The sequence below is a fragment of the Rhizobium sp. RU35A genome, assembly GCF_900156005.1.
GTDB classification, from domain to species: domain Bacteria; phylum Pseudomonadota; class Alphaproteobacteria; order Rhizobiales; family Rhizobiaceae; genus Neorhizobium; species Neorhizobium straminoryzae.
This window is the reverse complement of the sequence record NZ_FTMR01000002.1, coordinates 383874-396448: the sequence shown is the minus strand read 5'-3', so window position 1 is coordinate 396448 and position 12575 is coordinate 383874. Positions and strand designations below refer to the sequence as shown.

8 protein-coding genes and 1 other RNA gene are annotated in these 12575 nt (G+C 63.7%); 3 read left to right on the top strand and 6 right to left on the bottom strand.

What is annotated here, in order from left to right; all coding sequences use genetic code 11:
* Positions 1–126: 126 nt before the first annotated feature.
* The 6 genes from F3H95_RS06435 to tkt form a co-directional block, all read right to left on the bottom strand.
* Entirely contained in the window at positions 127–1611 is a 1485-nt protein-coding gene (locus F3H95_RS06435; RefSeq protein WP_149745318.1) for a chemotaxis protein CheW, read from the bottom strand.
* Between the two features lie 22 nt (positions 1612–1633).
* The gene (locus F3H95_RS27620; protein WP_149745317.1) at positions 1634–4426 is read right to left on the bottom strand and encodes a PAS domain-containing methyl-accepting chemotaxis protein; all 2793 of its coding nucleotides are present in this window, start codon (positions 4424–4426) and stop codon (positions 1634–1636) included.
* 182 nt (positions 4427–4608) lie between these two features.
* Complete coding sequence (locus F3H95_RS06425; RefSeq protein WP_149745316.1) at positions 4609–5808, bottom strand: phosphoglycerate kinase; 1200 nt, start codon at positions 5806–5808, stop codon at positions 4609–4611.
* Between the two features lie 73 nt (positions 5809–5881).
* Complete coding sequence (locus tag F3H95_RS06420) at positions 5882–7780, bottom strand: potassium/proton antiporter (protein WP_149745315.1); 1899 nt, start codon at positions 7778–7780, stop codon at positions 5882–5884.
* Positions 7781–8197: 417 nt separating this feature from the next.
* A complete protein-coding gene (gene gap, locus F3H95_RS06415; protein WP_143126167.1) occupies positions 8198–9208 on the bottom strand; it encodes a type I glyceraldehyde-3-phosphate dehydrogenase in 1011 nt (336 codons plus the stop codon).
* Positions 9209–9279: 71 nt separating this feature from the next.
* Positions 9280–11259, bottom strand: a complete 1980-nt coding sequence (gene tkt, locus F3H95_RS06410) for a transketolase (RefSeq protein ID WP_143126166.1) — start codon at positions 11257–11259, stop codon at positions 9280–9282.
* 330 nt (positions 11260–11589) lie between these two features.
* Between tkt and F3H95_RS06405 the strand changes: the two genes are divergently transcribed.
* The 3 genes from F3H95_RS06405 to ssrS all read left to right on the top strand — a co-directional run bounded on the left by F3H95_RS06405 (position 11590) and on the right by ssrS (position 12493).
* Positions 11590–11862 (top strand): DUF4164 domain-containing protein, encoded by a 273-nt coding sequence (locus tag F3H95_RS06405; RefSeq protein ID WP_143126165.1) that lies wholly within the window; start codon positions 11590–11592, stop codon positions 11860–11862.
* Between the two features lie 49 nt (positions 11863–11911).
* On the top strand, positions 11912–12289 hold the full coding sequence (locus F3H95_RS06400; protein ID WP_143126164.1) for a cell division protein ZapA: 378 nt from the start codon (positions 11912–11914) through the stop codon (positions 12287–12289).
* Between the two features lie 45 nt (positions 12290–12334).
* Positions 12335–12493: non-coding RNA, 6S RNA (gene ssrS, locus F3H95_RS06395), on the top strand.
* The last annotated feature ends 82 nt before the right edge of the window (positions 12494–12575 follow it).

Below are 12575 nucleotides of genomic sequence, written 5' to 3'. Positions count from 1 at the left end.
GCGCTTGAAACGATTGAATTTTATTCAATCGTTTAAATTATCTAAATTGTTTAAAGGCTGTCCACAGGCGCAAGCACTCGCGCCCAGGCTGCGGATCCGCGCATCCCTGGCGCGCAGACAGACAGCCTAGATCTCATCCGCAAGACTGGCAAGATGCAGCAGGCTCAGCGAACGCAATTCACCGTCCTCGACATATTCCAGCATCTCGTCCGGCAGGTAGCGGGCGCCGGGACGGCCCTCGCGCGCAGCAGGCGAGCTGTGGCGGATGCGGCCATGTTCGATCGCATGCACGGCCTCCACCTGGAAGGCCATGACATTGCGGGTGCCGCGCACGATCAGCAGCCGGGCTTCCGCATCATTCGATGTGGACGGCATGCGCCGCAGCCAGGCCGCCAGGTCGATGATCGTGACACCGCTGCCGCGATAGGAAAAAAAGCCGGCAATGCCGTCCGCGCGGTCGCGCACCCGCGTCACATGGGCCGGTGGCATGATGATTTCGCTCGTCTCGATCAGCGGCATGGCAAACCGCCCGCCTGCGGAAAAGACGAGGAAGGGTTCCCCCTCGCCAGCCACCCGACGGCCCCCTTCGGCGGCGGTCGCTTGCGCCTTCTGCTGCGAAAGCCTGGCGATCGCCGCCAGCCCGCACAGCCGCTCCTCACCCTCCAGCTGGCGGTGATCGAGCAGCATCACATCCGTTCCGTCGGAAAGCCGCAAGATCGCCTCCAGCAGGCTGGCATCGCCGAAAATGCCGGCGGGCGGCGCATTCATCGAGGTGCGCGAGAAGCGCAGAATGTCGATGACATCATGGATCAGCAGACCGACATGGCTGTCTGCCCCGAGACGCAGGATCAATGCCGCTGCCGACCGGACGGGACGCTCGACCCGGTCGATGCCGAGCAGGAACAACGGATCGATCACCGGCACCTGCTGCTCGCGATAGATCACCACGCCGAGACAGAGATCCGACACGACGGGCGAGGCGCCAAGCTCGGCAATCGGAAGAGTGGTGGCGACCGCATCGGCCGCCACGGCAAACACATAGCCCGCCAGACGAAACAGCAGAAGCGGCTGCGAACGCTCGGCATCGCCCTCGCGCTCCCCTCCCGACGTCTCCGGCACGCTCGGCAGACCGGGATGGGCAAGCACCCGGTGGGGACAGAGAACGGAGGCCACCCGATCCTCCAGCCGCAGCGTCTGCACCACAGGGATCGCGCCGGTGCCGCCACCCTGCTCCGGTATGACCAGATCCTCCAGCTGGTCGGCGCCGACCAGATCGATATCCCCGACACCATCGGCGAGCAGGCCGAGCAGGCGCCCCTCGCAGCGCATCACCACGATCACCCGCGCTGCCACCAGCGAGACGCCGAGCAGCCGGCCAAGATCGACAACGGGGATGATCGAGCCGCGCAGCAGCAAGGCGCCACAGACCAGCGGGCACAGTTGCGGAAAGGGATGCAGTTCGTCCGGGCGCGGCACCACCTCGCGCGTATGGTCAACGGGCAGGGCAACGAGAAGCCCGCCGGCGAGGATCGTGCCATAGGCGCGCCGACCATCAAGACGGGCCGTTGTCGCGCTTGCGGCAGCCGACAGGGCAAGCGGCATCATCTGCATGGCATCCTCCCTTCGCCGGGGCTCAGGCCGCAGCCTCCGAGGTTGCCCGCGACAGATCGTGGATCAGGCGCACCACATCGCTCGACACGGTCTGCTGCGCGCCCGTGCAGTCGGCGATATCGTGGATCGACTGGCTGGTCTGGCCGACGCTTTCCACGATCCGCTCGAAAGCGGAGCGGGCATCGCGTGACCGGGCGGTGCCTTGACCGACGCGGCTGACGGATTCATCGATCAGCTTGGTGATCTCGCGTGCCGCCTGCGAGGAGCGTTCGGCAAGCTTGCGTACCTCGCCCGCCACCACCGAGAAGCCGACACCGTGTTCGCCCGCACGCGCCGCCTCGATCGCCGCGTTGAAGGCGAGAAGATTGGTCTGGTTGGCGATTTCGGAGATGACCTTGACGATGTCGGAGATCTCGTTGGAGGAGCGCTCGATCAGTTCGATGGCGGAGATGGCGTTGGCGAGTGCCGCATAGCCTTCCTCGGCGTTCTTCTGCGTCTGCGTTGCGAGCGTCGTGGCATTGGAGGCGCTGCTGGTGATCTCCTCGATCGACTGGGTCAGATCCTTCACCACCGTCTCCATCTGGCTGGAGGTGGTGCGGATCTCCCGCTCCAGCTTGACCTGATCGGTGATGTCATAGGCATATTTGATGATCCGGACGATCTGGCCCTTCACATCCATCACCGGATTGTAGGAGGCCTGGATGAAGACATCGCGGCCAAACTTGCCGATGCGGTGGAAGCGGCCGGTCTGCGTCAGTCCCTTGTTCAGGTCGATCCAGAAATCGCGATAGGCCTGCGTCTTCACCAGTTCGGCGCTGCAGAACAGCGAATGATGCTGGCCGAGCAGTTCGCGCTTCGAATAGCCCATCACGCGCTGGAAGTTCTCGTTGACGCCCACCACATGGCCTTCCAGATCGAACTCCACCACCGCTTGCGAGCGGTCGATGGCGCTGACCCGGCTCTCGAACTCGGCATTCTTGAGCTTGCTGGCGGTCACGTCCAAGGCGAACTTCACCACCTTCTGCGGCACCCCATTGGCATCGAGAATGGGATTGTAGGTCGCCTGGATCCACAATTCCCTGCCGTTCTTGCCGAGGCGATAATATTCGCCGGAATGGAATTCACCGGCCGCCAGCTTGTCCCAGAACAGGCGATATTCGTCGGATTTGGCGTAGGATACGTCGCAGAACATGCGGTGGTGTTTGCCCACGAGTTCCGCCTCGTGATAGCCGAGCAGATCGAGAAAGTTCGGATTGGCTGCGAGGATATTGCCCTTCATGTCGAATTCGATGACCGCCTGGCTGCGGCCGATGGCCTGCACCTTGCCTTCGAATTCAGCATTGCGACGGCGCTGCTCGGTAATGTCAGTGGCGAACTTGATCACCCGAACCGGCTTGCCTTCCATGTCGAAGATCGGATTGTAGGTGGCCTGGATCCAGACCTCGCGGCCGTCACGACCGACGCGGCGGTAGATGCCGCAATCCACCTCGCCGCGCCCAAGCTTCTGCCAGAAGCGCTGATAGGCATCGGTGGTGGCAAAGAGCGGATCGCAGAACATCCGGTGATGCTGATCGACAACCTCGTCTGCCTCGTATCCCAGCGCCGAGAGAAACAGCGGATTGGCGCGCAGGACATTGCCCTTCAGGTCAAACTCGACCACGGCCTGCGACCGCTCGATCGCCGTCACCTTGCTCTCCGCCTCGGCGGCCTTCAGCTTGGTGTCCGTCACGTCCATCGCGAACTTGACGATCTTGAACGGATTGCCATTGAGATCGAAGATCGGGCTGTAGCTCGCCTGGATCCAGATCCGCTTGCCGTCCTTGCCGAAGCGCTTGTATTCACCGCTTTCGTGATGGCCCTCGGTCAGGCGCTGCCAGAAGCGCTTGTACTCACCGGACCTTACGAACTCCTTGTCGCAGAACAGACGGTGGTGCTGGCCGACGATCTCGTCGGCGCCATAGCCCGTCAGGTCGAGGAAGATCTGGTTGGCGGCCAGAACATTGCCAGCCAGATCGAACTCGATCACCGCCTGCGCGCGATCGACGGCCGCCATCTTGCCGGAGGCTTCTGCCGTTGCCTTCTTCGTCTCGGTCACGTCCATCGCGTATTTGATGACGCGCACGACCTTGCCGGAGGCATCGCAGATCGGCGTATAGCTCGCCCGGATCCAGACCTCGCGGCCATTGCGGCCAATCCGCTTGAACTCGCCATCGATGAACTCGCCCCGGCCAAGCTTCTCCCAGAAGGCGCGGTACTCGTCGCTCGCCACATGGCTGCGCTCGCAGAACAGCGCGTGCTTCTTGCCGCGAACCTCCTCGAAACTGTAGCCCATCAGCTCCAGGAAATTGTCGTTGGCCGCCAGCACCGTGCCGTCCATAGAAAATTCGATGATCGCCTGCGAGCGGCTGAGCGCATCCGCCCGGCCGCGCAGATCGAGAAGATCGGTCTTGTCGGCCTCGATCCGGGTGGCAACGAGCAGCACCGTCGAGCCCGTTTCGTCGCCGCTGACGAGATGGCCAAGCAGGCGAACGGCGTCCCCCCGGGCATCGACGGCGCGCACCGCGAGATCCTGGAACTCGCCCGCCAGCGCCTTCTCCCACCAGACGCTACGCTGGCCTTCGTCCGAGATCAGAAGGTCGGCGAAGGTGTGCCGCTTCTGCTCCGCCTCGGTTCCGCCCAGCACATCCAGCGCGTGGCGGCTGAGATCCAGCACGCGGCCGCTTTGCGTATCGAATTTGATGACGAAATAGTGCTGGGCCAGGAGGTCGCAGAGGGTTTCGAACAGCGCGCGATTGGTGTTCTTGAGCGTAAGCATCGATGGGTCCCGACAGATTGCAGCCCCTCTCGTTTAACCGCAAAATATTAGCAATCCTTTATTTAGATGAATGAAAACAGCATTGCGCTTGCATCCGCCAGGGCAGGCTGGCCGCGAACGGCGAAGGCCGCCCGTCGCGAGACGGGCGGCCTTCGGACCATGACAGACAGGATCGGCTGTGCTCAGACCTTCGAGAGCACGGCCACGCCCGGCAGTTCCTTGCCTTCCATCCATTCGAGGAAAGCGCCGCCGGCGGTCGAGACATAGGAGAAGTCGTCTGCGACGCCGGCATGGTTGAGGGCCGAAACCGTATCGCCACCGCCTGCGACGGAAACGAGTTTGCCGGCAACAGTCTGGGCCGCGGCAAATTTCGCAGCGGCAACGGTTGCGGCATCGAAGGGCGCGATTTCGAAAGCGCCGAGCGGACCGTTCCACACCAGTGTCTGGGCCCGCTCAATCCAGCCGTTGATCGCCTCGATCGACTTCGGGCCGACGTCGAGCACCATGGCATCGGCGGGGATCGCCTCGATATCGACCACTTCGTTCTCGGCACCGGCCTTGAACTCGCGGGCGACGACGCCATCGACCGGCAGGATGATGGCGCACTGGGCGCTGGCGGCTTCGATCATGATCTGCTTGGCGGTTTCGGCCAGATCATGCTCGCAGAGCGACTTGCCGACATTGGTGCCGCGTGCGGCGATGAAGGTGTTGGCCATGCCGCCGCCGATGACGAGCGCATCGACCTTCTTCACCAGGTTCATCAGGAGATCGATCTTGGTCGACACCTTGGCGCCACCGACGATGGCAACGACCGGGCGGGTCGGCTGGCCAAGCCCCTTTTCGAGCGCTTCCAGCTCGGCCTGCATGGTGCGGCCCGCATAGGCCGGCATGTGATGGGCAAGTCCTTCGGTAGAGGCATGCGCGCGATGGGCGGCCGAGAAGGCGTCGTTGACATAGATGTCGCCATTGGCAGCCAGCGCCCTGGTGAAGTCCGCGTCGTTCTTCTCCTCGCCCTTGTGGAAGCGGGTGTTTTCGAGCAGCAGGATATCGCCGTCCTGCATCCTGGCCACCGCCTCGGCAGCGGCGGGACCGATGCAGTCATCACCGAAGAGAACCGCGTGATCGAGCACCTGTTCCACGGCCGGCGCGATCAGCTTCAGCGACATGTCGGCCACCGGCTCGCCCTTCGGACGGCCGAAATGGGCCAGCAGGATCACCTTCGCGCCCTTGCCCGACAGTTCCAGGATCGTCGGCGCCACGCGCTCGATGCGGGTGGTGTCGGTCACCTTGCCGTCGGAAACGGGAACGTTGAGATCGACGCGCACGAGGATGCGCTTGCCCGCGATGTCGGAGAGGTCGTCAAGGGTCTTGAAGGCCGCCATGGTCTGGATCCGTTGTTCTGGGTTGGAATTTCGAAACGGACCATACCCCACCTGACCGGTGACGCAAGGCAGTTCAGACGGGTTTTTCGTCGCGGTCGGAGGGGGCCTGCGCCGGTGCCGGGGCCGACCTTGCCGAAGCGCCCGCAGCCCCCGCGGCCACCGCCGGAACGGTCTTGCCGCGATAGCGCCGCAACGTATCCCGCACCCGGTGGGCAATTTCGCGCATGTTGATGAAGATCGGCAGCCGGGTCGCCGGCTCCACAGCCTCCAGCGAGATACCGACGGTTTCGATATGACCATGCTCGTCGATGTCGCGCACGATCAGGATGATCGAGCCGAGGCGTACGCGGTCGGCATATTCGGCATGACCGCCGAGCCGATAGGCCATCAGGTCACCGATCGTCATGGCCTGTTCGGCCACCGTCAGGAGACCGGGACCATAGGCCGCATCCAGTTCCTTGGCCGGACGCGTGGGCGAGATGGCGAAGGCGCCGAAGAAATCGGCGTCATCCTCGTCCACCGGCGCGCGGCTTGCAAACAGCCGGTCAAGCAGGCGCGAATAACCGGGCGCGATGAAGAGATAGACATAGTCGTTTTCCCGCAGCCGGCCGGCATACTGGTAGCGCATGCTGCGGCCATCACGGATGACGAGCGAGGGCATGGCCCAGCGCGGAATGCGCTCGCCACGCAGCACGGGGCTGTCCTTGATGACGCGGTAGGAGATCAGTTCGTGCGTCGCCCGGCCCGGCAGGTCGAGTTCCACCTTGTCAACCTCACCCATGCGCGGCGGAATGATGAGGCCGAGCCGCTCGGCCACCGGCCGGATCGTCCAGCCCTGCACCATCAGCGACACGAGAACGATGATGAAGGCGATGTTGAAATAGACGTGGTTGCTATCGACGCCGCCCAGCATCGGCATGATGCCGAGCAGGATCGACACGGCCCCGCGCAGGCCGACCCAGGCGACGAAGCCGATTTCCTGCTGGGTGAAATCGAAGGGCAGCAGGCTGAGCCACACCGCGATGGGGCGCGCGACGAAGATCAGGAACAGCGCAAGCCCGACCGCCGGCAGCAGGATGGCCGGAAACTGCGAGGGCGTTGCCAGCAGGCCGAGCACCAGGAACATGATGATCTGCGCGAGCCAGGTCAGCCCGTCCTGGAAGCGGGTGATGGCCTCCTTGGCAAAGATCTTGCGGTTGCCGGCGAAGATGCCGGCGACATAGACCGCCAGGAAGCCGCTGCCGCCGACGGCACCGGTGAAGGCGAAGACGAGAAGCGACAACGTCAGCACGAAGATCGGTGCCAGCCCGCGATCGACCGGCAGGCGGTTCAGCACCGCGACGATCATGATGCCGCCAAGCAGGCCGAGCGCGCCGCCAAGCCCCATCTGCTTGACGAACATGGCCAGCAGATCGAGGTTGAAGCCGCCGGCACCATGACCGGAACTGATCAGTTCCACCAGCGCCACCGTGAGAAACACGGCCATCGGGTCATTGGTGCCGGATTCGACTTCCAGGCTGGAGCGCACCTTGTCGCGGATGTGGATGCCGCCGATGCGCAGCAGGAAGAACACCGCCGCCGCATCGGTGGAGGCGACGATCGAGCCGAGCAGCAACCCTTCCAGCCAGCTGAGGCCGAGCATCAGGGAGGCCGCGAAGGCGAAGATCGAGGCGGTCAGGATGACGCCGACCGAAGCAAGCGCAATGGCGGGTGCAGCAGCGATCTTGAAGGCGTGCAGGGAGGTGCCGAAGCCGGAATCGAACAGGATGACCGCCAGCGCCAGCGAGCCGATCATGTAGGCGGCGGGATAGTTGTTGAACTGGATGCCGATGCCATCGACGCCCGCCAGCAGGCCGATCATCAGGAAGACAAGAAGAAGCGGCGCACCGAAGCGGAAGGCGAGGAGACTGGAGAAGGCCGCCGCCAGAACCAGGACGGTTCCGACCAGCAGGATGATGTAGAATGCCTCCAAGGCTTGCGCCCTCCGTTTCCCTGTCGCCGATGGCACCGCCACCGCATGGCACCGGTGACGCGAGGCGCACCGACCCTTGACCCAACTTCGACCGCCGCCTCGAAGGCCGGCGCGACCATTCTCGTCTGACCCTGCGTGAAGAGCCTTGCGCGAAGGCTCCGCCCGCGACGCGCATCGCATACGGCTCTTTCACCACCATCGGCGCAAAGGCACCGGGCGTGACCGCTTCGGGGGCAAAGCGGGGGGCAAAAAAGTCTATGCAGATCCGGCAGATGCCGGAGAATCAGGCGATGCCCCATTAGGCAGCATCAAATCCGGCAGGAGAAGGGCGGAGCGTAAAAAACATCGCGCGTGCACCCATGAAAAAAGGGCGGCCGGATAAGCACCCGACCGCCCTGACGCAAACCCCTTTCGGGATCAGATGAACTTGGCGAAGGCAACCGCCGTGTCAGCCATGCGGTTGGAGAAGCCCCACTCGTTATCGTACCAGGTCAGGATGCGCACGAAGTTGCCCTCGAGAACCTTGGTCTGGTCTAGCGCGAAGATCGAGGAATGGCTGTCGTGGTTGAAGTCACGGCTGACCAGCGGCTCGGCAGTGTAGCCGAGAATGCCCTTCAGCGCGCCGTTGGAGGCAGCGATGATGGCTTCGTTGACTTCTTCCTTGGTGGTGTTCTTCTTGGCGACGAACTTGAAGTCGACAACCGAGACGTTCGGGGTCGGCACGCGGATCGAGGTGCCGTCGAGCTTGCCCTTCAGTTCCGGCAGCACGAGGCCGACAGCCTTGGCGGCGCCGGTCGAGGTCGGGATCATCGAGAGCGCTGCCGCGCGGGCGCGGTAGAGATCCTTGTGCATGGTGTCGAGCGTCGGCTGATCGCCCGTGTAGGAGTGGATCGTCGTCATGAAGCCATGATCGATGCCGAGCGCGTCATTCAGCACCTTGACGACCGGAACGAGGCAGTTCGTCGTGCAGGATGCGTTGGAGATGACGAGGTGGTCCTTGGTCAGCTTGTCGTGGTTGACGCCGAAGACGACCGTCAGGTCAGCGCCATCGGCCGGGGCAGACACGATCACGCGCTTGGCACCAGCCGTCAGGTGGGCGGCAGCCTTGTCGCGGGCGGTGAAGATGCCGGTGCATTCCATGGCGATGTCGACGCCGAGCTCGCCGTGCGGCAGGGTCGACGGATCCTTGATGGCCGTGACCTTGATCGGCTTTCCGCCGCCAACGATGATGGTGTCGCCTTCGACCTTCACGTCGGCCGGGAACTTGCCGTGGATCGAATCGTAGCGCAGCAGATGGGCGTTGGTTTCGACCGGGCCGAGATCATTGATCGCGACGACCTCGATGTCGGTGCGGCCCGACTCGACGATGGCGCGCAGAACGTTGCGGCCGATACGGCCAAAGCCGTTAATGGCAACCTTGACAGTCATGTGCATTCACTCCCTTGAAAATGCGCTTTTAGGGTAATGGAGGGGCGCCGGGCGGGCGCCCCCGTGCTGGCTCAGAGCTTGGCTTCGGCGGCAGCCACGACAGCCTCCGCGGTGATGCCGAAATGCTTGTAGAGGTCCTTGGCCGGGCCGGAGGCCCCGAAGGACTTCATGCCGATGAAGGCGCCATCGCTGCCGATGAAGGCATCCCAGCCCTCGCGCACCGCTGCTTCGACCGCAATCTTGACCGGCGCGTGGCCGATGATCGCCTCGCGATAGTCTTCGGATTGCTCGAAGAACAGTTCGAAGCAGGGAACGGACACGACGCGGGTTGCAACACCCTTGGCTTCCAGAAGCTCGGCCGCCTTGACGGCGATTTCCACTTCCGAACCGGAGGCGAAGATCGAGACCTTCGCATCGGCGGCCGACACGAGTTCGTAGGCGCCGGAGGCGCACAGGTTGCGTTCCTCGTATTCCTTGCGCATCGGCGCAAGGTTCTGGCGGGTCAGCGCCAGGCCGGAGGGACGCGTCTTGTCGTTGAGTGCCAGCTGCCAGCATTCCGCCGTCTCGACCTCGTCGCACGGACGGAAGACGAGCAGATTCGGAATGGCGCGCAGGGCTGCGACATGCTCGACCGGCTGGTGGGTCGGGCCGTCTTCGCCAACGCCGATGGAATCATGCGTCCAGACATGCACCACGCGGATGCCCATGAGGGCGGCGAGACGCACCGATGGACGGCAGTAATCGGAGAAGATCAGGAAGCCACCCGAATAGGGGATGAGACCGCCATGCAGCGCGATGCCGTTCATCGCCGCGGCCGTCGCATGCTCGCGAATGCCCCAGTGCATGTAGCGGCCCGAGAAGTCGGTCGGCGTGATCGCCTTCATCTGGCTGGTCTTGGTGTTGTTCGACGGCGTCAGGTCCGCCGAACCGCCGAGCGTTTCCGGCAGCAGGCCGTTGATCACTTCCAGCACGTCCTCGGAGGCCTTGCGTGTGGCAACCGTCGGCGGGTTGGCGGCAATCTTCCGCTTGAAGGCGTCGATGGCGCTGTCGAAGCCGCCCGGCAGATCGCCGGCAAAGCGACGCACGAACTCGGCGCGGGTTTCAGCCGCGGTCGTAGCCAGACGCTCTTCCCATTCCTTGCGCGCCTTGGTGGAGCGCAGGCCCGCCAGACGCCAGGCGTCCAGCACGTCGGCCGGAACGACGAAGGCTTCCGATTCCCAGTTCAGCGCCTTGCGGGCGGCCGCGATTTCCTCGGCGCCGAGCGGCGAGCCGTGCACCTTGTGGGTGCCCTGCTTGTTCGGCGCGCCGAAGCCGATGATCGTCTTGGCCGCGATCAGCGTCGGGCGATCGGAGGCCTGGGCCTTCTCGATGGCCGCCGCAATCGCATCCGGATCATGGCCGTCGATCTCGATCGTGTTCCAGTGCACCGCCTTGAAGCGAGCGATCTGGTCGGTGGAGTCCGACAGGGAGACCGCACCGTCGATGGTGATGTTGTTGTTGTCCCAGAAGACGATCAGCTTGTTGAGCTTCAGGTGGCCGGCAAGCGCGATGGCTTCCTGGCTGATGCCTTCCATCAGGCAGCCGTCGCCGACCAGCGCATAGGTGAAGTGGCTCTGCAGGTCGGAGCCGAATTCCTGGGCGAGCTTGCGCTCGGCAATCGCCATGCCGACGGCATTGGCAATGCCCTGGCCAAGCGGACCCGTGGTCGTCTCGATGCCCGAAGCATGGCCGTATTCCGGATGGCCGGCAGTCTTGGAGCCGAGCTGACGGAACTGCTTGATGTCCTCGATCGTCATGTCCTCATACCCGGTGAGGTAGAGGAGCGAATAGAGGAGCATGGAGCCGTGGCCGGCCGACAGGACGAAACGGTCGCGGTCCGGCCAGAGCGGGTTCTTCGGGTCGAATTTCAGGTAGCGGCTGAACAGAACCGTCGCGATGTCCGCAGCACCCATGGGCAGGCCGGGATGGCCGGAATTGGCCTTCTCGACGGCATCCATGGCAAGGAAACGGATCGCGTTCGCCATCCGGTTATGTTTTTCGGGAGAGGTCATGGCTAGTCCGCTGGTTCGCAGTGTCAATCACGGTCCCTGAAAGGACCACATGAGGCGCGGTCGATCCTTATCAGGTGCGACGGCCAAGTCAACAAACGGGAGGGATGCAGGCGGGTTCCCGCGCGTTTTGCCGCGCCCGGCAAGACCGCCGCGAAAGACGGCGCAGAAGCCCCGGCCGGGAGCAGAAAACCGTGTTGATCCACAGGCATGAACGCCCCGCCCGCTCCGGTTTTATTGACCCTGTGAACCACGATGCTTAGTGTCGATGGTCAAATCAGGAGCGGATGCACGCGATTCGAGCGTGGACCGTCGAGGCCGGGTAGCCCCAGAATGCCGGTGGACAAGATCTTGAATGCAGCCCTTTCCGAACTCCGGGACGCCGTGAACGGCCTGGAAAATGCCATAGACATGCGCATGGAACGCCAGCGCGAGGCTGCCGACGTGGAAAACGAAGTGCGCCGCGTGCATGCCGACCGTGCACGGCTTGCACAGGAACTCGATCAGGCGGAATTTCGGGCGAACCGGCTGGAAGAGGTGAACCGGGAAGTTTCGCGGCGGCTGGTGACGGCGATGGAAACGATCCGCGCCGTCCTTGATCGATAGTTTCAGAGGCCCGCTTCGCGAGGTCCGGTTTGACAGGCAAGAGGCAGGCATGGCGCAAGTCACGGTAATGATCGACGGCAAGGCCTACCGCATGGCCTGCGAGGAAGGCCAGCAGGCGCATCTTGAAAGCCTTGCGCTGCGGTTCGACCGCTATGTCAGCCACCTCAAGAGCCAGTTCGGCGAGATCGGCGATCTGCGCGTCACGGTCATGGCCGGCATCATGGTGATGGACGAACTGTCGGAGGTCAGCCGCCGGCTTTCCGCGGTGGAAGCCGAGCTTGCCGTGCTGCGCCAGAGCCATGACGGCGTGGAACAGCAGCAGCAGGCAAGTGACCATGCGGTCGCAGCAGCCCTCAGCGAGCTTGCAAGCCGTCTCAACGGAATCACCGCCAAGCTGAATGCCCGGCCGACCGCGCCAACGAATTGATGAATGACCTCTGGCGCAACGTTCGAACCTCTCCTATATTGCGTTTGCGGTCTGCGCTTCCCGACAGGAACCACAATCCCTGGGGCCATACTCGATCCAAAGGGAGCTGTCCCTGACCAGGCCCGTGGGCCTGGACACACGGTGCCCACCTACGTTTGTAGGCACCCAGGATCGTAAATCTCCATCGGTCGCCGTGGATCGCACCTCTTCTTCCCCTGCCCTGTTGCCAGTCAATGGCTCCGGCTGAGACAGCCGGCTGCGGGTAATGTTCGCGCAGGCGGCCTGC

Coding starts and splice junctions, on each gene's coding strand:
- F3H95_RS06435 (WP_149745318.1), bottom strand. CDS start 1,611: ATGCAGATGATGCCGCTTGCCCTGTCGGCTGCCGCAAGCGCGACAACG.
- F3H95_RS27620 (WP_149745317.1), bottom strand. CDS start 4,426: ATGCTTACGCTCAAGAACACCAATCGCGCGCTGTTCGAAACCCTCTGC.
- F3H95_RS06400 (WP_143126164.1), top strand. CDS start 11,912: ATGGCGCAAGTCACGGTAATGATCGACGGCAAGGCCTACCGCATGGCC.
- F3H95_RS06405 (WP_143126165.1), top strand. CDS start 11,590: ATGCCGGTGGACAAGATCTTGAATGCAGCCCTTTCCGAACTCCGGGAC.
- gap (WP_143126167.1), bottom strand. CDS start 9,208: ATGACTGTCAAGGTTGCCATTAACGGCTTTGGCCGTATCGGCCGCAAC.
- tkt (WP_143126166.1), bottom strand. CDS start 11,259: ATGACCTCTCCCGAAAAACATAACCGGATGGCGAACGCGATCCGTTTC.
- F3H95_RS06425 (WP_149745316.1), bottom strand. CDS start 5,808: ATGGCGGCCTTCAAGACCCTTGACGACCTCTCCGACATCGCGGGCAAG.